The sequence below is a fragment of the Ralstonia flatus genome (assembly GCF_958439105.1).
Classification (GTDB): Bacteria; Pseudomonadota; Gammaproteobacteria; order Burkholderiales; family Burkholderiaceae; genus Ralstonia; species Ralstonia flatus.
The window spans coordinates 319338-343224 of record NZ_CAUDLI010000001.1 but is presented as its reverse complement, the minus strand read 5'-3'; the positions used below and the strand labels follow the sequence as shown (position 1 = coordinate 343224).

The 23887-nt window shown below is 64.7% G+C and carries 19 protein-coding genes; 17 read left to right on the top strand and 2 right to left on the bottom strand.

What is annotated here, in order from left to right; genetic code table 11:
- Positions 1 to 8: 8 nt before the first annotated feature.
- On the top strand, positions 9 to 3917 hold the full coding sequence (locus R2676_RS01590) for a translocation/assembly module TamB domain-containing protein (protein ID WP_458646508.1): 3909 nt from the start codon (positions 9 to 11) through the stop codon (positions 3915 to 3917).
- A 95-nt stretch (positions 3918 to 4012) separates the two neighbouring features.
- A complete protein-coding gene (locus R2676_RS01585; protein WP_206274994.1) occupies positions 4013 to 4555 on the top strand; it encodes a hypothetical protein in 543 nt (180 codons plus the stop codon).
- Between the two features lie 169 nt (positions 4556 to 4724).
- Here R2676_RS01585 and metG read toward each other — a convergent pair whose 3' ends face one another.
- Positions 4725 to 6794, bottom strand: a complete 2070-nt coding sequence (metG, locus tag R2676_RS01580) for a methionine--tRNA ligase (protein ID WP_206275270.1) — start codon at positions 6792 to 6794, stop codon at positions 4725 to 4727.
- 306 nt (positions 6795 to 7100) lie between these two features.
- Positions 7101 to 7730 carry an OmpA family protein gene (locus tag R2676_RS01575; protein WP_012762565.1) on the bottom strand — a complete coding sequence of 210 codons (630 nt, stop codon included), beginning with the start codon at positions 7728 to 7730 and terminating at the stop codon, positions 7101 to 7103.
- A 204-nt stretch (positions 7731 to 7934) separates the two neighbouring features.
- On the opposite strand from R2676_RS01575, the gene apbC reads away from it, so the two are divergent.
- The 15 genes from apbC (at position 7935) to R2676_RS01500 (ending at position 23826) form a co-directional block, all read left to right on the top strand.
- Entirely contained in the window at positions 7935 to 9023 is a 1089-nt protein-coding gene (gene apbC, locus R2676_RS01570) for an iron-sulfur cluster carrier protein ApbC (protein WP_027680795.1), read from the top strand.
- Between the two features lie 4 nt (positions 9024 to 9027).
- Positions 9028 to 9555, top strand: coding sequence for a DUF3305 domain-containing protein (locus R2676_RS01565; protein WP_206274996.1), 528 nt, complete (start codon positions 9028 to 9030; stop codon positions 9553 to 9555).
- Positions 9556 to 9566: 11 nt separating this feature from the next.
- On the top strand, positions 9567 to 10130 hold the full coding sequence (locus R2676_RS01560; RefSeq protein WP_206274997.1) for a DUF3306 domain-containing protein: 564 nt from the start codon (positions 9567 to 9569) through the stop codon (positions 10128 to 10130).
- 81 nt (positions 10131 to 10211) lie between these two features.
- Positions 10212 to 12371 carry a 4Fe-4S binding protein gene (locus R2676_RS01555; protein ID WP_206275271.1) on the top strand — a complete coding sequence of 720 codons (2160 nt, stop codon included), beginning with the start codon at positions 10212 to 10214 and terminating at the stop codon, positions 12369 to 12371.
- Between the two features lie 43 nt (positions 12372 to 12414).
- The gene (locus tag R2676_RS01550) at positions 12415 to 13086 is read left to right on the top strand and encodes a TorD/DmsD family molecular chaperone (protein WP_206274998.1); all 672 of its coding nucleotides are present in this window, start codon (positions 12415 to 12417) and stop codon (positions 13084 to 13086) included.
- A gap of 234 nt (positions 13087 to 13320) precedes the next feature.
- On the top strand, positions 13321 to 13572 hold the full coding sequence (locus tag R2676_RS01545; protein ID WP_065859915.1) for a twin-arginine translocation signal domain-containing protein: 252 nt from the start codon (positions 13321 to 13323) through the stop codon (positions 13570 to 13572).
- Between the two features lie 67 nt (positions 13573 to 13639).
- On the top strand, positions 13640 to 16645 hold the full coding sequence (locus tag R2676_RS01540) for a molybdopterin-dependent oxidoreductase (protein WP_102066599.1): 3006 nt from the start codon (positions 13640 to 13642) through the stop codon (positions 16643 to 16645).
- 16 nt (positions 16646 to 16661) lie between these two features.
- On the top strand, positions 16662 to 17330 hold the full coding sequence (gene fdh3B, locus R2676_RS01535) for a formate dehydrogenase FDH3 subunit beta (RefSeq protein WP_206274999.1): 669 nt from the start codon (positions 16662 to 16664) through the stop codon (positions 17328 to 17330).
- Positions 17327 to 17572 carry a hypothetical protein gene (locus R2676_RS01530; RefSeq protein WP_206275000.1) on the top strand — a complete coding sequence of 82 codons (246 nt, stop codon included), beginning with the start codon at positions 17327 to 17329 and terminating at the stop codon, positions 17570 to 17572. The genes fdh3B and R2676_RS01530 overlap by 4 nt, the downstream gene beginning before the upstream one ends.
- 23 nt (positions 17573 to 17595) lie before the next feature.
- Positions 17596 to 18759 (top strand): formate dehydrogenase subunit gamma, encoded by a 1164-nt coding sequence (locus tag R2676_RS01525; protein WP_206275001.1) that lies wholly within the window; start codon positions 17596 to 17598, stop codon positions 18757 to 18759.
- Between the two features lie 35 nt (positions 18760 to 18794).
- Positions 18795 to 19112: a hypothetical protein gene (locus R2676_RS01520; protein WP_027680805.1), complete on the top strand. Its 318-nt coding sequence runs from the start codon at positions 18795 to 18797 to the stop codon at positions 19110 to 19112.
- Between the two features lie 82 nt (positions 19113 to 19194).
- Positions 19195 to 19746, top strand: a complete 552-nt coding sequence (locus R2676_RS01515) for a superoxide dismutase family protein (protein ID WP_206275002.1) — start codon at positions 19195 to 19197, stop codon at positions 19744 to 19746.
- 90 nt (positions 19747 to 19836) lie between these two features.
- On the top strand, positions 19837 to 20712 hold the full coding sequence (locus R2676_RS01510; protein WP_206275003.1) for a formate dehydrogenase accessory sulfurtransferase FdhD: 876 nt from the start codon (positions 19837 to 19839) through the stop codon (positions 20710 to 20712).
- Between the two features lie 194 nt (positions 20713 to 20906).
- Entirely contained in the window at positions 20907 to 21473 is a 567-nt protein-coding gene (gene dcd, locus R2676_RS01505; RefSeq protein ID WP_012762552.1) for a dCTP deaminase, read from the top strand.
- A gap of 73 nt (positions 21474 to 21546) precedes the next feature.
- Positions 21547 to 23826: an arginine/lysine/ornithine decarboxylase gene (locus R2676_RS01500; RefSeq protein WP_102066592.1), complete on the top strand. Its 2280-nt coding sequence runs from the start codon at positions 21547 to 21549 to the stop codon at positions 23824 to 23826.
- Positions 23827 to 23887: the final 61 nt, after the last annotated feature.

Sequence of the window (23887 nt, the reverse complement as noted above, 5' to 3'; positions counted from 1 at the left end):
ACATGACGATGACCGATCCGCAAACACCTGAACCGAAGCAACCCGAAGCCCCTCGCTCTGCGCGTACCAAGCGTGGCTGGGGCCACCGCACCCTGCGCTGGCTCGGCGGTTTGATCGCACTTGTCCTGGTGATCGTGCTGGCGCTGGCCGGCTGGCTGCTTTGGGCCATCCATTCGCAATCGGGCACGGCGCAGTTGTGGTCGCTCGCCACGCGCTTTGGCAACGCTTATGTGTCGGGCAAGCTGGAGGGCGGCACCGTGCGCGAGGGCCTCTCCCTGCGAGATCTGCACGTCCGCGCGGGCAGCACCGAAGTGCGCATCGACCATGTGGAAGGCCGCTGGGCTCTCACGCGCGGTCCGTGGCATGCGCACTTCGCGTATCTGCGGGCCAGCAATGTCGACGTGATCCTGCATCCGACGCCGCCGACACCGCCGAGTGGTCCGCCCAGTTCGCTGGTGCTGCCGCTGGCCCTGGATGTGGACCGCCTTGCCGTCGATCGCCTCGCCATCCGGCAAGGCACGTCGACCACCGAACTGAAATCGATTGCCGGCAGCCTGCACACCGACGGCACGCATCACAACGTGCTGCTCGACGGCATGGAGACGCCCGCCGGCAAGCTGGCCGCCACGCTGCGCATGACCGGCACGCGGCCGTATCCGCTCACTGGCGCGGCAACACTCGCGACGCAGTTCGAGGTGAACGGGCAGAAGCAGGATGCGGTGGTGTCGGCGCAACTGTCGGGCTCGCTGGAGGCGCTGCACATCGACGCGACCGGCACCGGTGCCAAGCTGACCGCGCAGGCGCTGATCGACGCCACGCCGTTTGGCGCGTTGCCCTTGTCGCGTGCTGTGGTGTCGGCGGAACACGTGAATCCGCGGGCGTTTGCGCCGGGCGCGCCGGAAGCATCGCTGTCGATCCACGCCGATCTGCGCCCCGACGAGCAGGCCAAGACGCTGACGGTGGCGGGCCCCATCAGGATCGACAACGCGCAGCCCGGCACGCTGGACAAGCAGAAGCTGCCGCTGCAATCGCTGCGTGCGCAGGTGCGGCTGAACGAAAACGATCAGCAACTCACCGGTCTCGATGTGCGGCTGCTGGGCGGCGCGGTGCTCACGGGCGGCGCCGATGTGCAGAAGGGGCATGGCGCGCTGCGCGTGGATGTGCGCCAGCTTGATCTGCAGGCGCTTCATGCATCGTTGGAGAAAACGAAACTCGCTGGCCCCATTACCGTCGATTTTGCGGGCGACACGCAGCATGTGGCGCTCGACCTGGCGGGCGGCGACATGCGTGCGCAAGCGAAAGCCGTGCTCGATGCCGCGCAGGTCGCGGTGGAAAGCGCCCAGGTGTCGCTGGGGCGCTCGCGGTTGACGCTGGCGGGTACGCTCAAGCACGACGATGCGCAGTCGTTTGCCTTCAAGGGCAATCTGGCGGAGTTCGATCCGTCGCGGCTGGCCAAGGTGGCCAAGGGCCGCATCAACGCCGAGTTCGATGCGCACGGCACGCTGGGTGAGCCGATCGATGCCGCCGTCAAATTTGCCGTGCGCGATAGCGATTACGCCGGCTTGCCGATGACCGGCGACGGCAATGTCCACCTGCGCGGTGAACGCCTGCTGCCCAGCGACGCCAAGCTCGACGTGGCCGGCAACAAGGCCAGTCTGCGGGGCAGCTTTGGCGCGGCGGGCGACCGCATGCATGTTGAAATCGATGCGCCGCAGCTCGCACGCTTGCAGCTTGGCGTGAGCGGGGCGGTCACCTTGTCCGGCGATGTCTCCGGCACGATCAAGCGCCCGCAGGTGGATGCCACGTTCCGGGCGAGCCAGCTCGCGTATCAGGGAAACAAGATCGACACCGCCAACGGCCGCGCGCAGATCCGCGACGGCATCGATGGGCCATTGCTGTTCGACCTGACCGCGCAGCGTGTAACCGGCCCGAGCCTGTCGTTGCGAGAAGTGCATGCCACGCTGGACGGCACGCGACGTGCCCACCGCTTCCGCGCCGATGCCGATGGCAACGTCCGCAACCAGCCGTTCAAGTTTGCGCTGGCTGGCGACGGTGCGCTGACGCCGGGCAAGGATGGCGACGGGTGGGACGGCACGATTTCCACGCTCTCGGCGCAGGGCGCGCCCAACCTGCAACTCACGGCGCCAGTGAAGCTCTCGGTTGCGCCCGGTCGCCTGATGATGGGCCGTGCAGACCTGACGTTGGATCAGACGCCGATCCACATCGAGCGCGTCGAATCCGCCCAAGGCCACGTGCGCAGCGCTGGCCGCGTCGACGGCTTGCAGATTGCGCGGGTGCTGGAGCTGGTGCGCACCTGGACGGGCCAGGCACCGCCGGTGCGCACGGATCTGGTCGTCGACGGCCAATGGGATCTGGACCTCGGCAGCGCGGCCACCGGCACGGCGCGCATCACCCGGCGCAGCGGCGATCTATCAATCAACGCGGGCCGGGGCTTCACGCCGCTGGGCCTGACCGAAGCGACCGTGGAGGCGCGCGGCGAGGGCATGCGCCTCGGGCTGCGCGGCACCGTGCAGTCGACGCGCGTGGGCAACCTTTACCTCGATGCCGGTGTCGGGCTCGTGCGGGATTCGGGGCCGGGCACCTTGGCGCTCATGGCGCCCACGTCGCCGCTTTCCGGCGGCTTGACGATCAACCTGCCGCATCTCAAGAGCATCGGTGATCTGCTCGGGCCGGACGTCGCAACGGACGGGCAGCTTGCGGCCAGCCTGACGTTTGCCGGCACGGTGGGGGCGCCCAAGGTGAGTGGCTTCCTGACCGGCCAGGACGTCGAGGTGGCGCTGTACGACCAGGGCATCCGCCTGACCAAGGGCGTCGTGCGTGTGGCGCTCGATCAGAACGTGGTTGACCTGCAAGAGGTGGTGTTCCACGGCGGCGACGGCACCGTGCGTGCGCAGGGCCGCGTGCAGCTCGGCGAGGCCAATCCGAACCTCGCGGGCTCTATCGTTGCCGACAAGCTGCAGCTCTTTGCCGATCCGGACCGCACGCTGGTGCTGTCGGGCCAGGCGCGCATTGCCAACGACAATGACCGCGTGGCCATCACCGGCAAATTCAAGGTCGACCGCGGCCTGTTCGATCTGCCGAAGGACGGCGCGCCTTCGTTGGGCGACGACGTGGTCATCGTCCGCCGCGCCGATGCCGCCCGCAACCAGGCTGAGCGCGGCGTCAAACGTGAAGAGAAGCCGGCCGGCCGCTTCAGCCCGGTGGTCGATGTGGACGTCGATTTTGGCGACAACTTCCGCTTCAAGGGCGCGGGCGCAGACCTGTCACTCGGCGGCCAGATGCACGTGCACAGCGAGCCGCTGGTACCCCTGCGCGGTACCGGCACGATCTACGTGCGTCAGGGCAGCACGTACGAAGCATTCGGCCGCAAGCTCGCCATCGAGCAGGGCGTGCTGAACTTCGTCGGGCCGATCAACAATCCGTCGTTCAACATCACGGCCATGCGGCGCAACCAGGAAGTCGAAGCGGGCGTGCAGGTGACCGGCACGGTGCGCCAGCCACGCGTCAAGCTCGTCTCCGAGCCCAACGTGCCCGATGAAGACAAGCTTTCGTGGCTGATGTTCGGCTACAGCGCGTCGAATGCCGGCCTGGGCCAGCAGCAGGCGATGTCCGGCGCAGCGCTCGGCTTGCTGGGCAACGTGGCAGGCAAGAATGTGGCCCGGCGCTTCGGGCTCGATGAGTTCTCGATCGGGCCTTCTACCGCCGGCTTGACCGACCCGCAGGTGGTGAGCCTGGGCAAGGCGATTTCGGAGCGCATCACCGTCGGCTATGAGCAGAGCCTGTCGACAGCGGACTCCATCGTCAAACTGACGTGGCAGTTCTCGCGGCGGTGGTCGGTGGTGGCACGCGGCGGCACGATCAACGGCGCATCGGTCCTGTTCAACAAGCGTTGGTAATCGGATAGCCCGGCTGCCAGAATGGCGACGGGTACAAGTTTCGAACGAGGAGTTCCATGTCGCATCTTCGTCAACTCGCACAAGTGGGAGTCACCATGAGCATTCTGGCTTTATTGCTGGGTTTGTTCGGCTGTGATCAGCAGAAGGTCGACCAGGCAGTGGATCGTGTGGGCGATGCCGCCAAGCGGGCGTGGCAATCGGCCAAGCCGGACAACCTGCTGTTCAAAGGCATCGTGGCCGGGCAATCCACCGAGGACGATGTCAGGGCCACCGCCGGCCAGCCCGAGACGATCTGGGAGAACGAAGGCGGCACGCGGCAACTGGAGTATCCGCGCGGGCCGGAAGGGACTTCAACGTGGATGGTGACGATCGGGCCTGACGGGCACGTGCAGAAGATCGAGCAGGTGTTGACCGCCGAGAATTTTGGACGCGTCCGGGCGGGGCAGAGCAAGGATGACATTCGCCGGATGCTGGGCAAGCCGGGGAAGGTGGAGGTGTTTAAGCTGAAGCAGGAAGAGGTTTGGGGGTATCGGTGGATGGAAAGCGCGACGGAACGGGCTTTCTTCAATGTGCACTTTGGGGTGGATGGGCGTGTTACGACGACTTCGCGGAGTGATGATCGGTTGAATGGGGGGTAGGGGTTTTTGTTGTTTGGGCTTTTTGGCTCTGGTTTTTTTTGTGGTGCATCCCTTGTTTCATCCCCTGCCGGGGCTGACTTACTTTCTTTGGCAAGACAAAGAAAAGTGAGTCGGTCCCGGCAGGGAACGAAAGGGAAGTGGACCACCAAGGCCCATCCCCAAACACCCATTACCGCACCCGCATCCCCGGCACCGCCCCAGAATGCGGCTCAAGAATATAAAGCCCAGGCTGAGCCTTCTCATCAGCAGCCGAAGCCGCCAACACCATCCCTTCCGACATCCCGAACTTCATCTTGCGCGGTGCCAGGTTGGCAACCATCACGGTCAGCTTGCCCACGAGATCTTCCGGCGCATACGCCGACTGGATGCCCGAAAACACATTCCGCGTCTGGCCTTCACCCACATCCAGCGTCAGCTGCAGCAGCTTGTTTGACCCTTCCACGCGCTGGCAGGCGACGATCTTGGCGACACGCAGGTCGATCTTGGCGAAGTCGTCGATGGTGATGGTCTCGGCGATCGGCTCGATGGCGGCAGCACCGTTGGTGGCAGCAGCCGGGGCATCGGCGGTCGCCTGCAGCGACTGACGATTTGCCTCCACCAGCGCATCCACCTGCTTTTTGTCCACGCGCGTCATCAGGTGGGAGTACGGCTGGATCGGCTTGTCCGACGAGAGTTGCGAATCGATCGAGCGCCACGTCAGCGGTTCAACGTTGAGGAACGCCTCGATGCGCTCGACCGTGGTCGGCAGAATCGGCTTGAGGTACACGGCCAGCAGGCGGAACGCTTCCAGCGCGACCGAGCACGCGGCGTGCAGCTTTTCGCGGTTGGCCTCGTCCTTGGCCAAGTCCCACGGTTTTTCGGTGTCGACGAAGGCGTTGACGGCGTCGGCCAGTTCCATCACCGCACGCAGCGCCTTGCTGTACTCGCGCTTTTCGTACAGATCGGCGATCTGCGGGGCGGCTTCGCGCAGTTGCACCATGAGCGGATGACCCAGCGCGGCATCGCTCACGCGGCCCTCGAAGCGCTTGACCAGGAAGCCGGCCGAGCGGCTGGCGATGTTGACGAACTTGCCGACCAGATCACTGTTCACGCGGGCGATGAAATCGTCCAGGTTCAGATCCAGATCTTCCATCGTCGCGTTCAGCTTGGCGGCAAAGTAGTAGCGCAGCCATTCCGGGTTCAGGCCGGTATCGATGTAGCTCTGTGCGGTGATGAACGTGCCGCGCGACTTGCTCATCTTGGCGCCGTCCACGGTCAGGAAACCGTGCGCGAACACGTTGGTCGGCGTGCGGTGGCCCGAGAATTTCAGCATCGCCGGCCAGAACAGCGTGTGGAAATACAGGATGTCCTTGCCGATGAAGTGGTACTGCTCGGTGGTGGAGTGTTCGTTGATCCACGCGTCGAAATCGAGACCGCGCTTGGCGCACAGGTTCTTGAAGCTGGCGTAGTAGCCGACCGGCGCATCCAGCCACACATAGAAGTATTTGCCCGGGGCGCCCGGAATCTCGAAACCGAAGTACGGTGCGTCACGCGAGATGTCCCAGTCCGAGAGCTTGGCCTCGCCTTCCTCGCCGAGCCATTCGCGCATCTTGTTGGTGGCTTCGGGCTGTGCCAGGTCGGCCACCCAGTCGCGCAGGAAATTCTCGCAGCGCGGGTCGGATAGCTTGAAGAAGTAGTGCTCCGACGACTTGCGCACCGGTGTCGCGCCCGACACCACGGAATACGGGTTTTTCAGGTCGGTCGGCTGGTACGTCGCGCCGCAGACTTCACACGAATCGCCGTATTGGTCTTTCGCGCCGCATTTCGGGCATTCGCCCTTGATGAAGCGGTCCGGCAGGAACATCTCCTTGACCGGGTCGTAGAACTGCTCGACCTCGCGCACGTCGATCAGGCCGGCTTCCTTGAGCTTGAGGTAGACGTTCTGGCACAGCTCCTTGTTTTCGTCGGAGTCGGTGCTGTAGTAGTTGTCGAACGAGACGAGGAAGTTGTCGAAGTCGCGTTTGTGCTCCGTCCAGACGCGTTCGATCAGCTGACGCGGCGTCAGGCCTTCCTTCTCTGCACGTAGCATGACGGGCGTGCCGTGCGTGTCGTCGGCGCCCACGTAATAGGTCTCGTGGCCGCGCATGCGTTGGAAGCGCACCCAGATATCGGTCTGGATGTACTCGACCAGGTGGCCGATATGAATCGGCCCGTTGGCATAGGGCAGGGCGGAAGTGACGAGGATGCGACGTTCGGACATGGGCAGGCCAGAAAGGTGCGGGCGGGCCGCAAACAGGGCGCGGCGCGCGGAGAAACGCATATTTTAGCGCGCCCGGCGGTATCGGGCCGGGTGCAGACGAATCTGCGGAATGGCGGGTGTGATCGTCCGCTTTGGCCCATGCGTCAAGATGCCGCGCATGGCGTGGCCCAAAAAAAAAGCGCCGGTCAGCGCCGGCGCAGCTTTCCACAACGGAAAAGGAGGAGAAATCAGGTACCGCCCGGGAGGTCAGCCACGCATCGCGAGCCAGCAACGTGTGGCAAGCGGCACCTGTTTTCTATGACAGGGTTACCCCTGAATTGGTTTCAAATAAATTTCGACGCGGCGATTTTGGGCGCGGCCGGCCTCCGTGGCGTTGTCGGCAACGGGCTGGTTTTGGCCGCGGCCTTCGGCGGACAGGCGATTGCGCGCCACACCCCGGTCGGTCAGGTAGCTCGCCACGCTCTGCGCACGTTTTTGCGACAGCGTCATGTTGTAGTTCGGGTTGCCGGTGCTGTCCGTGTGGCCGACCACATTGGCCGCCAGTTCCGGATGTTGCGTCAGCGTTTGTGCCACGCTATCCAGCGGGCCGCGGAACGACGGCTTGATCACCGCGCTGTCGGTGTCGAACGAGACCTGGCTCGGAATGTTCAGCTTGAGCGAGCCGTCGGGCTGCTCCGAAATTTGCGTGCCCGTACCGGCCGTATCGCCAGCCAGCTTGGACTTGATGGCGCCCCAGTTGTAGCCGACGGCTGCACCGGTGGCCGCGCCCAGCGCACCGCCAATGGCGGCGCCCTTGCCGTTGCCGACCAGCGCGCCGATGCCAGCGCCCACGGCCGCACCAACGCCGGTGCCCATGGCGGTCTGGTTCTGCTGCTCGGTGGCGCAGCCGGCGGCCAGCAGGGCGATGAGCGAGACGGAAATAAGCTTGGCTTTCATGGTTTCTCCTACGGGTAACGGGATCGGTTCTTGTGGATTTGCCGATATCCGGCGCATCGGAGGGATATTGGGGGGAATCGGACGAAGGATGCGCCGGCAAAATACAATAGCAAAACAGTACGTAGAGTGGCCAGGGCGCCGCAAAGTTCATGCCGCGTCACCGTTGGCCCGTCCCCCATTCGCATTAGATTTGTGGAGCAAATGTTGAGCGTAACCATCGAACAGATCACCGAAGCCCTGCGCGGCGTGGTGGATCCCAATACCGGGCGCGACCTCGTGTCGTCCAAATCGGCGCGCAACATCCGGGTCGATGGCGGCGAGGTATCGCTCGACGTGGAGCTTGGCTATCCGGCCAAGAGCCAGTTCGATCCGATCCGCAAGCTGGTGATCGGGGCGCTGCGCCAGGTGCAAGGTGTCGAAAATGTGAGCGTGCAGGTATCGATGAAGATCGTCGCGCACGCCGTGCAGCGCGGCGTGCATCTGATGCCGAACGTGAAGAACATCATCGCCGTGGCCTCGGGCAAGGGCGGCGTAGGCAAGTCGACGACCGCCGTGAACCTGGCGCTGGCGCTGGCCGCGGAAGGTGCCAACGTCGGTATTCTCGACGCCGATATCTACGGCCCGAGCCAGCCGATGATGCTGGGCATCCAGGGCCAGCCGGAGTCAGCCGACGGCAAGACGATGGAGCCGATGGAGGGTCACGGCTTGCAGGCGAATTCGATCGGTTTCCTGATCGAGCAGGACAACCCGATGGTCTGGCGGGGCCCGATGGTGACCTCGGCGCTGGAGCAACTGCTCAAGCAGACGAACTGGCGCGACCTGGATTACCTCATCGTCGACATGCCGCCGGGCACGGGCGACATCCAGCTCACGCTGTCGCAGAAAGTGCCTGTGACGGGCGCGGTGATCGTCACCACGCCGCAGGACATCGCGCTGCTCGACGCCAAGAAGGGCCTGAAGATGTTCGAGAAGGTGGGGATTCCCATCATTGGCGTGGTCGAGAACATGGCGGTCTACTGCTGCCCGAACTGCGGCCACACCGAACACATTTTCGGTGCCGGCGGCGGCGAGAAGATGTGCGAACAGTACGGCGTGCCGTTCCTGGGCAGCCTGCCGTTGAATCTGTCCATCCGCGAGCAGGCCGATTCGGGCCGTCCGACCGTGGTGGCCGACCCTGACGGCGCCATTGCCGGCGTCTACAAGCAGATCGCGCGCCGCGTCGCCATCGCCGTGGCCGAGAAGGCGAAGGACATGACGAGCAAGTTCCCGTCGATCGTCGTGCAGAACACCTGACGCCATGGAATCCACGTCGCCGCTGCCCGCCGACCGCCCGTCCGTACGGGTGGCGGTGGTGCTGTGCCGCCGCCCGACGGCCAACCGATGGCAGCCGTATCAGTGGCGGCTGGAAGCTGTCGTGCCCGACCTGGGCGAATACGGCACGGCGCCGCGCTGCCTCGATCGAGCCGATGACGGGACCGGCGAAGAGCGTTGGCTCACGCCAGGCTTCTCCGTCACGCTCTTTCGCGACGAGGCCGAGGGCTATTACTTGAACGTGACCTCCGCCGCGCCCTGCTGGTTTGTGCTGTGGCGCCTGGGCGAGCCGGGCACGGCCGACGAAGGCCGCGCGATTCCGCATACGGTTTCGCTGAGCTACAACGAAGCCGGTCGCTGGCTCGACGGCGGCGAGACGGTCGAAAACGTGCCGTTGGATGCCGCTGCGCTGGAGTGGCTGCAGGCGTACGTGGCTGAAAACTACCGGCCCGAGCCGAAGAAACGGCGCCGCCCGGAGTCGTTTCTGCCGCCGGAAGACCGCGCGAAGTTCTGAGTGAAGCTGCTGTGAGCGAAGAAACTTTCCTCTCGCGCTGGTCGCGCCGCAAGGCTGCCGAGCGGCGGGGCGAACCCGAGCCGGAACCACCAGCGGCCCCGCCCGCCGAGCCTGCGCCGGTGGTCGTGCCCGAAGCGTCGGCGGCCGAGCCCACGCCGGAGGCGCCACCGCCGCTGACGCTGGCAGACGCCGCCAAGCTGACGCCCTCCGATGATTTCGCGCCTTTCGTCGCGCACGGGGTGGACGAAGCCGTCAAGCGCGCCGCGCTCAAGAAGCTCTTTGCCGATCCGCACTTCAACGTGATGGACGGCCTCGATACCTACATCGACGACTATTCGCAGCCTGACCCCATCCCGCCCGAGATGTTGCGCGAGCTGCGCCATACGGCGGAATTACGGTTGTTCGAACCACTTGACGTCGATGTGGCGCCGCCGACAGGAGTCGAACCGGTATCGGACGCTTCGCCCGCTGTGACCGGCGAGCCCCCGCCTGAAGCCGCGGATGCCGAGCCGCCCGCCGACGACTTCGCCCAGGCAAGCCCGCATGGCGGCGCTAAGCCACCGTCCGTAGAATAAAAAAGAGTACCGCCCGGCAACGACCGTGCGGCCATGTCCCCACAGCCTGCGCCATGCACGCAGGCGCTTACGCTCAAATTCATGCCGACGCTGCTCTGCAGTTGCAATCACACCATGCCGCTCGATGCCAATGCGGTGGGCGACGCCCTGCGCGCGTCCGACGCCGCCATCGATGCGCCCGGCAAGACGCACCACCTGCTGTGCCGCCGCGAGATCGGCGCCTTCACGCAGGCGCTGGACGGTACGGAACATGTCATCGTCGCGTGCACGCAGGAAAAGGCACTGTTTGCAGAAGTGGCCGCACAGCATGAAGGCGTGACCGCGCCGATCCATTTCGTCAACGTGCGCGAAACGGGCGGGTGGTCGGCCGGGGCCAAGCGCGATGCGCGCGGCCTCCATGCCAAGACAGCGGCGTTGTTGGCCGTGGCAGGGTTGCCGGCGCCGGATCCGGTGCCGGTGGTTGACTATCGCTCCGAGGGCAATGTGCTGATCGTCGGCCCTGCCGAGCGCGCGATGCCCTGGGCGGAGCGCTTGGCCGCCCAGTTGAGCGTGACAGTGCTCGTCAACGGACGCGACCGCGCGAAGGGTGCGCTTGTGCCGCCGATGGAGCGTCGGTGGCCCGTACACGCGGGCGAGCTGGCGGAGATGAAGGGCTGGCTCGGCGCGTTCGAGGTGAAGTGGCGCAATCGCAATCCGATCGACCTGGACCGCTGCACGCGCTGCAACGCCTGCATCGATGTCTGCCCGGAAGGCGCCATCGATGCGCTCTACCAGATCGATCTGGATGCATGCCGCGACCACCGCGCGTGCGTCAAGGCATGCGGCGACGCAATGGCAATCGATTTCAGCCGCGTGGAGGCACCCCAGGCGCTATCGGGCCAATTCGACCTGATTTTCGATTTGAACGATGCGCCGGCATTTGCCCAGCACCAGCCGCCGCAGGGCTACTTTCATGCGGGCGCCGACGCGAGCCGCCAATTGACGGCATCGCTGGCGCTGCTGCAGATGGTGGGCGAGTTCGAGAAGCCCAAGTTCTTCCAATACAAGGAGTCGATCTGCGCGCATGGGCGCAACGGCCAGGTCGGTTGCGACGCCTGCGTGCAGGTGTGTTCTGCTTCGGCTATCGCGTCGCAATGGAAGGACGGCCGCGGCAGCGTGCAGGTCACGCCCAACCTGTGCGTTGGCTGCGGTGCGTGTACGACCGCGTGCCCGACCGGTGCCATGACGTATGCCTATCCCAATGCGCCGTACCAGGGACGCAAGCTCAAGACGCTGCTGAGCACCTACGCAGCGGCGGGCGGGCGTGATGCCGTGGTTCTGCTGCACAACGGTGAGCGGGGCCGCACGGTGATCGAGCAGCTGGGCCGTGCCGCCCGCATCGGCAAGGCGCAGGGCGTGCCGGTCAATGTGCTGCCGGTTGAAGTCTTCCATGCGGCATCGACGGGGTTGGATCTGTGGTTTGCCGCCCTGGCTTACGGCGCCGCGCGCATCGCGATTTTGCTGACGGAAGACGACGCACCGCAGTACCGCGCGATGCTCGCCGAGCAGGTTGCTGCGGCACAGGCCATTCTGCACGGGCTAGGCGAGCCGGCGGATGGGGCGGGCGTGGTGCTGATCGACGTGGCCGATGCGGCTGCGCTCGACGCGCATCTGAGCCGCGCTGACGTGTCGGGCCCGCTGCGCGGCTTTCGCCGTGACATGCCGGCTGCCACCTTTGCCGTGGCTGCAGCCAAGCGCGAAACGCTCGATTTCGCCCTCGACCACCTCGCGCGCCACGCCAAGGCCGCCGAGCCCGTCATCCCGCTGCCGGCCGGCGCACCGTTTGGCGCCATCACCGTGAACCGCGAACGCTGCACGCTGTGCATGGCGTGCGTTGGCGCGTGCCCGTCGCAGGCGCTGCGCGATCAGGCCGAGCGCCCCGTGCTGGCCATGATCGAGCGCAACTGCGTCCAATGCGGCCTGTGCGAAACGACGTGCCCCGAAAGCGCCATCGCGCTCGTGCCGCGGCTGAATCTGTCGGCCGAAGCGCGCCAGCCGGTCACGCTCAACGAGGCGCAACCGTTCCATTGCATCCGCTGCAGCAAGCCGTTCGGCACCGCGCAGATGGTCACGACGATGCTGGCCAAGCTCGGCGCGCATCCGGCGTTCTCCGGGGCCGCCGCCGAGCGCCTGAAGATGTGCAGCGACTGCCGCGTGATCGACATGATGCAGCACGGCGAACGCCCGGGCGCCCCGCACTGAAAACCGCGTATTGAAGCCGCGCATTGAAGCCGATCCCGATCCCATGACCGACGCCCAGCCCCTGCAATTCCAGCCCGCCGCCACGCCTGCCGACAGCGCCGAGGACCTCGCCCGTGCGGACCTCTACGGCCTGCTGGCCACGCTGTTCTTCCACGCCGCGGACGCCGATTTGCTGCAGCGCATCGCCGCCGCGCCGCTGGACCCGATAGGCGATGACGATACCGCCCCGGCCGACGCGGAAGCTGCCGCCAGCAGCGCACTCACTCAGGCCTGGCGGCGGCTTGTCGCCCGCGCCGGCAAGACGACCGCCGCGCAGGCTGACGACGAATACACCGAACTGTTCATCGGCGTCGGCAAGCCCGAGGTGTTCCTGTACGGCTCGTACTACCAGGCCGGGTTCATGAACGAAAAGCCGCTCGTCGTGCTGCGGGACGATCTGCGGCGCTTTGGCCTGGAGCGCGCCGAGGGCGTCACGGAGACAGAAGACCACCTCGCCACGCTGTGCGAGGTCATGCGTTATCTCATCGCCGGCGATGACATCGACCTTGCGCGCATCGAAGAGCAGCGCGCATTTTTCCAGCGTCATCTGGCGCCGTGGGTCGATACGGCTTGTGATGCTGTATTGCAGCATCCGCGCGCTGCCTTCTATGCCGATGTGGCGGGATTGGCGAAAGCGTTTTTCGACGTCGAACGGCTCGCTCTTGAATTGGCGTGACAGCCATCACCTGGCTGCCTAAAAATTAAGCGCAGGCCGAAGAGCCGCGCCCCGCCCACGTCACGGCGGACCGGTTCAAACCGCACTCATTGAAAAAATTCATCGGTAAATCGTCAGGAAAATCCCAGGAAGAGGGGTTTTGGGCATGGTTTTCCCATGCCGTTGCTCCTAAAATGTGTTCAAAAATTCCTATTACATTCGGTCATCGGTTTGATTGAGCCGGGGAGCATCGAAATGCCAAGTCCGAACACCGTCCCTCACGCGCGCCCTGAAGCGGATTCCGCTGATGCTGCACCCACTCGCCGCCGCTTTCTGATGGGCGCAGCCGTTGCAGCCGCCGCTGCAGGCACAGCCGCCACAGCGGGCCATCTGGTACAAGCGCCAACCGCTCCGGCTACACCCGCCACTGACGCAGCGGATGACGGCGCCACCGGCTACCGTCTGAGCGAACACATCCGCAAGTACTACAAGACGACGTGGATCTGACGCGGGCGCATGCGCGCCGCTTCCGCTTCATCGTCATTGCACGCAACCCGCATCCTCAGGTGACCTCATGCTTCTGACCCGCAAACCGGCGGTACAGGACACCAAAGCCGCTTCGGCGCGACGTTCAGGCGGCCAGGGCGCTTCGTCGCTCACTGGCAGTTTGGCGCGCAGCCTGGCCGGCGCATTGCCGACCATGGACCGTCGCACGTTCCTCAAGCGCTCTGGCATCGGCGTCGGCGCAGGGCTGGCCGCAACGCAACTTTCGCTGGTGAAGAAATCTGTGGTGGGCGACGCCCAGGCCGCCGAAGGGAAGGGGGACATCGTCGTGCGCCGCACGGTGTGCTCGCACTGCTCGGTCGGGTGCTCGGTGGACGCCGTCGTGCAGAACGGCGTGTGGGTGCGCCAGGAGCCGGTGTTCGATTCGCCGATCAACCTCGGCGCGCATTGCGCCAAGGGCGCTGCCCTGCGCGAGCATGGTCACGGCGAATACCGCCTGAAGACGCCGATGAAGCTCGTCGATGGCCGTTACCAGCGCATCAGCTGGGAGCAAGCGTTGAACGAGATCGTCGCCAAGATGCAAAGCATCCGCCAGGAGACCGGACCGGATTCGTTCTTCTTCGTCGGCTCATCCAAGCACAGCAACGAGCAGGCGTACCTGCTGCGCAAGTGGGTGTCGTTCTTCGGCACCAACAACTGCGACCACCAGGCACGCATCTGCCACAGCACCACCGTCGCCGGCGTGGCCAACACGTGGGGCTACGGTGCGATGACGAACTCGTACAACGACATGCAGAACGCCAAGTGCGCGTTGTACATCGGTTCGAACGCAGCCGAGGCGCATCCGGTGTCGATGCTGCACCTGCTGCATGCCAAGGAAACGGGCTGCAAGGTCATCGTCGTCGACCCGCGCTATACGCGGACGGCGGCCAAGTCCGATGAATACGTGCGCATCCGTTCGGGCACCGACATCGCGTTCCTTTTCGGCGTGCTCTATCACATCTTCAAGAACGGCTGGGAAGACAAGCAGTACATCCACGACCGCGTCTACGGCATGGACAAGGTGCGCGAGGAAGTGCTCGCCAAGTGGACGCCGGACAAGGTCGAAGAGGTGTGCGGCGTGCCGGAAGCGCAGGTCCACAAGGTCGCCGAGATGATGGCGATGAATCGCCCCAGCACGCTGGTGTGGTGCATGGGCCAGACGCAGCACACCATCGGCAACGCCATCGTGCGCGCATCGTGCATCGTGCAGCTGGCGCTCGGCAATATCGGCAAGTCGGGCGGCGGCGCCAATATCTTCCGCGGCCACGACAACGTGCAGGGCGCGACCGACGTCGGCCCGAACCCCGATTCGTTGCCTGGCTACTACGGCCTGGCTGCCGGGGCGTGGAAGCACTTCGCCAACGTCTGGGGCGTGGATTACGACTGGATCAAGGGCCGCTTTGCTTCGCAGGCCATGATGGAGAAGTCGGGCACCACCGTCTCCCGCTGGGCCGACGCGGTGCTGGAGAAGAACGATCTGATCGATCAGGACAACAACGTCCGCGCCGTTTTCTATTGGGGTCACGCGCCCAACTCGCAAACGCGCGGGATGGACATCAAGCGCGCGCTCGACAAGCTCGACCTGCTGGTCGTGATCGATCCATACCCGTCGGCTACGGCGGCGATGGCCAACATGCCCGCCGCCGACGGCACGCCGCCCAATCCGAACCGCGCCGTCTACCTGTTGCCGGCGGCCACGCAATTCGAAACGTCCGGCTCGTGCACCGCGTCGAACCGCTCGCTGCAATGGCGCGAAAAGGTCATCGACCCGCTGTTCGAGTCGCAGCCGGACCACGTGATCATGCAGGCGTTTGCCGATCGCCTCGGCTTCGGCAAGGAGCTGTCGAAGAACTGCAAGATCACCGAATACAAGCGTGCCGGCATGACATGGCGCGAGCCGGAGATCGAATCGATCCTGCGCGAGATCAATCGCGGCAACTGGACGATCGGCTACACGGGCCAATCGCCGGAACGCCTGAAGGCCCACATGCGCAACATGCACCTGTTTGATGTGCGCACGTTGCGCTGCAAGGGTGGTAAGGATGCCGAAACCGGCTACGACCTGACCGGCGACTACTTCGGCCTGCCGTGGCCGTGCTACGGCACGCCGGAACTCAAGCACCCCGGCTCGCCCAACCTGTACGACACCAGCAAGCATGTGATGGAAGGGGGCGGTAACTTCCGCGCCAACTTCGGCGTGGAGCGCGACGGCGTCAACCTGCTGGCCGAAGATGGCTCGTTCTCGCTGGGCTCGGAGTTGACCACCGGCTACCCCGAGTTCGACCACGTCTTCCTCAAGAAACTCGGCTGGTGGGATGACCTGACCGATGCCGAGAAGAAGGCCGCCGAAGGCAAGAACTGGAAGACCGATCTGTCCGGCGGCATCCAGCGCGTGGCGATGAAGCACGGCTGCCATCCGTTCGGCAACGCCAAGGCGCGCGCCATCGTGTGGAATTTCCCCGACGGCATTCCGCAGCACCGGGAGCCGCTGTATTCCACGCGGCCCGACATGGTCGCCAAGTACCCGACGCACGACGACAAGAAGGCCTTCTGGCGTCTGCCGACGCTGTACAAGACGGTGCAGCAGCGCAATATCGAAAACAAGGTCTACGAGAAATTCCCGATCATCCTCACGTCCGGCCGCCTTGTCGAATACGAGGGCGGCGGCGAAGAGACGCGCTCCAACCCGTGGCTTGCCGAGCTGCAGCAGGAGAACTTTGTCGAGATCAACCCGAAGGCCGCCTCTGACCGTGGCATCCGACACAACGATTTCGTCTGGGTCAAGACGCCGACCGGCGCCCAGATCAAGGTGCGCGCGCTGGTGACGGAGCGTGTGGGGGTCGACCACGCCTTCATCCCGTTCCACTTCTCGGGCTGGTGGCAGGGCAAGGACCTGCTCGATTACTACCCGGAAGGCGCCCACCCGATCGTGCGCGGCGAGGCCGTCAACACGGCCACCACCTACGGCTACGACTCGGTGACGATGATGCAGGAAACGAAGACGACGGTCTGCCAGATCGAGCGGTTCGCATAAGGACGGGGAGATCAACATGGCACGCATGAAATTCATCTGTGACAGCGAGCGCTGCATCGAATGCAACGCCTGCGCCACGGCCTGCAAGAACGAACACGAGGTGCCCTGGGGCGTGAACCGGCGCCGCGTGGTCACCATCAACGACGGCATGATCGGCGCGGAGAAATCCATCTCCGTGGCGTGCATGCATTGCTCGGATGCGCCGTGCATGGCGGTCTGCCCGGTCGACTGCTTCTACCGCACCGAAGACGGCGTGGTGCTGCACGACAAGGACGTCTGCATCGGATGCGGCTATTGCTCGTATGCGTGCCCGTTCGGTGCGCCGCAGTTCCCGAGCCAGGGCACGTTTGGCGTGCGCGGCAAGATGGACAAGTGCACGTTCTGCGCGGGCGGCCCCGAGAAGAACGGCAGCGAGGAAGAGTTCGAAAAGTACGGCCGCAACCGCCTGGCCGAAGGCAAGCTGCCGTTGTGCGCGGAAATGTGCTCGACCAAGGCGCTGCTCGGCGGCGATGGCGATGTGATTTCCGACATCCTGCGTAACCGCGTCATGAAACGTGGGAAGGGCGGGGAGTTGTTCGGATGGGGCACGGCCTACGGCGGCGCGCAGGGCAAGGGCGGTCAGGCGACACCGGCAACTCCGGCCGCACCGGCCACGCCGGCTTCCGCGCCCGGAGCGCAATCATGATCGCCCGGGCACGATCGACCGGCCTGCTGGTCGCGCTTGGCGCCGTGCTGCTGCTCGGTGCCTGCGGCGAGCGCCCGCAAACCGCGTTCGCTTCGCACCGCAAGGGCGACGCGCCTGCCTACAAGGGTGCGGAAGGCGACCCCTTCATGGCCAAGAACTGGACACCGGGTGACCGCACGAGCTGGCAGAACCAGATCCGCGCACGCGGCCAATACCAGAACGAGTACAACAAGACGCCATGACGCGCGCAAGCGGAGGTTCGTCCATGGGCCCTTCCTGGAAACATCTTGTGATGGCCGTGTTGCTGGGCAGCGCTGCAGCGTTGGCGAGCGCGCAGCAGTCGGCCAGTGCGCCCGCGGCCGACGCCGCCCCCGTCAATCCGGCCGTACAGCCGGCACAGCCGTTCTCCAACATCGTCTCGGAGAATGTGTTTGATCTGCAGAAGCGCGATCTTTCCAAAGAGGCGCACGACCAGGCCGCACGCCGCGCCGCGCAACCGGGCAACAATGCGCCCGTCTGGCGTGAAGTGAACTCAGACCAGGCGCATTACGCAAGCATTCCCGGGTTGGAGGCGGGCGTGCTGATTCAGCGCACCGGGCAGAAATGGCGGCTGTTCCGCAATGGCGTGATCACCGTGTGGGGCGGTTGGCTGATGGTGCTCGTGCCGCTGGTCATCCTTGGTTTCTTCCTTTGGCGCGGCATGATCCCGCTGAAGGAAGCGCCCACCGGCCGCAAGATCGAGCGCTTCACGCCCACCGAGCGCTACGTGCACTGGACGATGGCCATCTCGTTCGTCACGCTCGGCGTGTCGGGCATCGTCATGCTGTGGGGCAAGCATTTCCTGTTGCCGATCCTCGGCCACCAGTTGTTCGGCTGGCTGACGTATGTGCTGAAAAACCTGCACAACCTGGTGGGGCCGCTCTTCACGGTCAGCATCATCGTGGCCTTCGTGATGTGGGTGCGGGACAACCTGCCGCGCCAGGGCGACTTGAAATGGCTGCTGAGCCTGGGTGGCATGTTTGCCGGCGAACACGGCGCCGAAGTGCCGTCGCACCGTTTCAACGCCGGCGAGAAACTCTGGTTCTGGGGCGGGCTCGTCGTGTTTGGGCTGATCCTGTCGGCCTCGGGCTGGACGCTCGATCGCATCGTCCCGGGCGTGGATTACTACCGCAGCACGATGCAATTGGCCGAGATCATTCACGCGATTGCGGCGGTTGGCATGATGTGCATGTCGCTCGGCCACATCTACATGGGCACGATCGGCATGGAAGGCGCTTACCGGGCCATGCGCGACGGCTATGTCGACGAAGCCTGGGCGAAGGAGCACCACGAGCTTTGGTACGACGACGTCAAGGCCGGCAAGATTCCGGCGCAACGTTCCCAGCCGCCTGCACCGCCGTCGCCCAGCGAGCAGCCCGTCAAGTCATGACGCCATCGACCGCACCCGATTCGAGGAACCTCTCCATGCATGCATCCGCGCTGACCCGCGCCGCAGGTATGGCGCTTGCTGCCGCCATGCTGAGCCTGACAAGCGGACTGGCCGGCGCCAAGCTGCCGGCGCCGACGGAAGAACAGAAAGCCCAGGCGGACTTGGCGAAAGCCAAAGCAGCCTGGGGCGACAAGGTGGCCGCGTTCCAGACGTGCAAGGCGCAGGACAAGGTGGCGGCGTCTTACCAGGCCGGAGGCAAGGCGGCGCATACGCAGCCGGGCGCGCCGTGCGTTGACCCCGGGCCGTTTGTCGCACCTGTCCCGCCCGCGTCAGGGCCGGCGGCCAAAGGGTGAGCCGTTGCTGCCAATGTTGCTTGTTCATCATCCGGCAGTACAATCGTCCGCTCCCCGAGTGAACCCTGACTGGAGGTGACACATGAAGCAACTCGTGATTGCACTCGCCGCGATCGGCCTGATGGCCGGCTGCGCATCGAACTCAGCGTCGACGGCCAAGGCCGGCAATGCCGCTGACGGCGCCATGACCGCATCGGCGGTGCTTGCACCCAAGAGCGGCAGCACCGTGCAAGGCAGCGTGAAGCTCGCACAGCAAGGCGACAATCGGGTTGCCATGGCGGTGGACATTTCCGGCCTGCCGGCCAACGGCATGTTCGGTTTCCACGTGCATGAGAAGGGCGATTGCTCCTCGCCGGACGGCAATAGCGCGGGGGGGCACTTCAACCCGACCGGCCAGCAGCACGGTGATCCGCGTCAAGGCGCGCATCACGCCGGCGACATCCCGATGCTGCAATCCGATGCCAACGGCAAGGCTGTCGGCTCGATCGTTCTTTCCGGCGTGACGCTGTCGCCCGGGCCCACCAGCCTGGTCGGCCACGCGCTGATCGTCCACGCAGGCAAGGACGACTACATGACCCAACCCACCGGCAATTCCGGCGGGCGCGTCGCCTGCGGCGTGATCGTGGCGAACTGATCGCCCGCACACGGTATCCGCTTTCGGGCGGGTACCGGCGGCACCATGCGCACGCTTGCCGTGCGCATTTTTATTTGAACGAAGACATTGATGCCGCTGCGCCCAGAACTGACCAACGCTTCCGTTCCACTGCTCGACGAGGTTGAAGTGCTCGACGAGCTGGGCCGCGCTCGCCATGTCTACATTCCCGGCGAGCGCCCGCTCACCGTCTACCTCGACAAGCGCGAACTCGTCACGCTGATGACGCTGGGCGGTGCCCCCGAAGCGCTCGTGCTGGGCTATCTGCGTAACCAGCGCCTGGTCGGCAGCATCGAAGACATCGCCTCCATCCAGGTCGACTGGGAAACCGAATCGGCTGCTGTCACCACGCGCGCCGGCATTGCCGACCTGGACGAGAAGACCGCCCGCCGCACCGTGACCACCGGCTGCGGGCAGGGCACCGTGTTCGGCTCGCTGATGGACGAGATCGACGCCATCCATCTACCGCCCGACGCGCGCATGACGCAGACCACGCTGTACCGCGTGGTCGACACCATCCGCCTGCAGCAGTCGATCTACAAGCAGGCGGGCTCGGTGCATGGCTGCGCGTTGTTCGACGCGCAGGGCGAACTGCTGCACTTCATCGAAGACGTCGGTCGCCACAATGCCGTGGATGCCATCGCCGGCCGCATGTGGCTGGAGGGCATGGACGGCGGCGACAAGATCTTCTACACCACGGGCCGTCTTACCTCCGAGATGGTCATCAAGGGCGCGCAGATGGGCATTCCGTTCCTGCTGTCGCGCTCGGGTGTCACGCAGATGGGCCACCAGATGGCCCAGCGCGTCAACCTGACGCTGTTTGCGCGGTGCACTGGGCGGCACTTTCTGCTCTACACGGGGCGAGACCGGTTCGTGGCCGAACCCGAGATGGCGGCCACCGTGGGGCCGCGCGGCGAGTTGCCCCAGGCGGCGGAATCCGGTCGCTGATCCGCTCGGCGGGTTCGATAAGGCCAGCGCAAGCCATCGGCTGCCACGGGGTTTTCCGTCACGGGTTTGGGAGTACAATCCGCGTTCCAAAACCGGGCCAAAGATCAGCGGCCTGGCTGGCATGACCAAATGGGGACAGTTTTCGCACCGCGAAGCCTGCCCCCATTTGTTCATCCAAGGTATCTGGACGCTCCATGAGCATCAAATCCGACAAGTGGATCCGCCGCATGGCCGAGCAGCACGGCATGATCGAGCCGTTCGAGCCCGGTCAGGTGCGCGAATCCGAAGGGCGCCGCATCGTTTCCTACGGCACGTCGAGCTACGGCTACGACATCCGCTGCGCCGACGAATTCAAGATCTTCACCAACATCAACAGCACCATCGTCGATCCGAAGAACTTCGACGAGAAGTCGTTTGTCGACTTCAAGGGCGATGTGTGCATCATCCCGCCGAACTCGTTCGCGCTGGCCCGCACGATGGAGTACTTCCGCATCCCGCGCACCGTGCTGACGGTGTGTCTGGGCAAGAGCACGTACGCGCGCTGCGGGATCATCGTCAACGTCACGCCGTTCGAGCCCGAGTGGGAAGGCTACGTGACGCTGGAGTTCTCCAACACTACGCCGCTGCCTGCCAAGATCTACGCCGGCGAAGGCTGCGCGCAGGTGCTGTTCTTCGAGAGCGACGAGGAATGCGAAACCTCGTACAAGGATCGTGGTGGCAAGTACCAGGGCCAGCACGGTGTGACGCTGCCCAAGACCTAGTTTTTGTAGTCCGTTTCCGCGCGTTCAGGCGTATCCGGAGCGGTGCCTTTAGCTTCATCCATAAGGAACCACGATGAAATTCCGTTTTCCCGTCATCATCATTGACGAGGACTTCCGCTCCGAGAACATCTCCGGGTCGGGCATTCGCGCGCTGGCCCAGGCCATCGAAACCGAAGGCATGGAGGTCATCGGCCTCACCAGCTATGGTGACCTGACCTCGTTCGCGCAACAGTCGAGCCGCGCGTCCACCTTCATCGTGTCGATCGACGACGATGAATTCATCAACCCGGACAACGACAAGCCGGAACCGGAGGCGGTCGAAAACCTGCGCGCCTTCGTGGCCGAAGTGCGCCGCCGCAACGCCGACATCCCCATCTTCCTGTACGGCGAAACGCGCACCTCGCGCCATCTGCCGAACGACGTGCTGCGCGAGCTGCACGGCTTCATCCACATGTTCGAGGACACGCCCGAGTTCGTGGCCCGACACATCATTCGTGAAGCGCGCAATTACCTGGATTCGCTGCCTCCGCCGTTCTTCAAGGCGCTGATCGACTACGCGCAGGACAGCTCGTATTCGTGGCATTGCCCGGGGCACTCGGGCGGCGTGGCGTTCCTGAAGAGCCCGGTGGGGCAGGTGTTCCACCAGTTCTTCGGCGAGAACATGCTGCGCGCCGACGTCTGCAACGCCGTGGAAGAACTCGGCCAGCTGCTCGACCACACCGGCCCGGTGGCCGCGTCTGAGCGCAACGCTGCGCGCATCTTCGGTTCGGACCACATGTTCTTCGTGACCAACGGTACGTCGACGTCGAACAAGATGGTGTGGCACGCCAACGTGGCGCCCGGCGACATCGTGGTGGTCGACCGCAACTGCCACAAGTCGAATCTGCACGCGATCATGATGACGGGCGCGATTCCCGTGTTCCTGATGCCGACGCGCAACCACTTCGGCATCATCGGCCCGATCCCGAAGAGCGAGTTCGAGCCGGAAACGATCGCCAAGAAGATTGCCGACCATCCGTTTGCCAGCAAGGCCAAAAACAAGAAGCCGCGCATCCTGACCATCACCCAGGGTACGTACGACGGCGTGCTCTACAACGCCGAGATGATCAAGAACATGCTGTCGACCGAAATCGACACGCTGCACTTTGACGAAGCCTGGCTGCCGCACGCGTCGTTCCACCCGTTCTACGAGAACATGCACGCGATCGGCCACGGCCGTCCGCGCAGCAAGGACGCGCTGGTCTACGCGACGCAGAGCACGCACAAGCTGCTGGCCGGTCTGTCGCAGGCCTCGCAGATCCTCGTGCAGGATTCCGAGACGCGCAAGCTCGATACGTATCGCTTCAACGAGGCGTATCTGATGCACACGTCGACGAGCCCGCAGTACTCGATCATTGCCTCGTGCGACGTCGCCGCGGCGATGATGGAAGCGCCGGGCGGCACCGCGCTGGTGGAAGAGAGCATTGCCGAAGCGCTGGACTTCCGCCGCGCCATGCGCAAGGTCGAGCACGAATACCTGGGCGCGAATGGCGGCAACGGCCGCGGCGACGACTGGTGGTTCAAGGTCTGGGGCCCGGACGACCTGTCGGACGAAGGCATCGAAGAGCGCGCAGCGTGGATGCTCAAGGCCAACGAGCGCTGGCACGGTTTCGGTAACCTGGCCGAAGACTTCAACCTGCTCGATCCGATCAAGGCCACGATCATCACCCCGGGCCTGGACGTGGACGGCAAGTTCAGCGATTCCGGCATTCCGGCCGCCATCGTCACGCGCTACCTCGCCGAGCACGGCATCATCGTCGAGAAGACCGGTCTGTACTCGTTCTTCATCATGTTCACCATCGGCATCACCAAGGGCCGCTGGAATTCGCTGGTGACGGAGCTGCAGCAGTTCAAGGACGATTACGACAACAACCAGCCGCTGTGGCGCGTGCTGCCGGAATTCGTGCGCCAGTATCCGCAATACGAGCGCATCGGCCTGCGTGAACTGTGCGACAGCATCCACAGCGTCTATCAGGCCAACGACGTGGCCCGCGTGACGACCGAGATGTACCTGTCCGACATGGAGCCGGCGATGATCCCGTCGGATGCCTGGGCCAAGATGGCGCACCGCGAGACCGAGCGTGTCGCGATCGACGATCTGGAAGGCCGCATCACCGGTATCCTGCTGACGCCGTATCCGCCGGGCATTCCGCTGCTGATTCCGGGCGAGCGCTTCAACAAGACGATCGTGCAGTATCTGCAGTTCGCGCGTGAGTTCAACAAGCTGTTCCCGGGCTTTGAGACCGACATCCACGGGCTGGTCGAGGAAGAGGTCGACGGCAAGATGGGATATTTCGTCGACTGCGTGCGCTGAGTTTCAGTCGTACCAAGAGAAAAGCCGCGCGAGAGTATCGGGCGGCTTTTTTGTTTGGCGC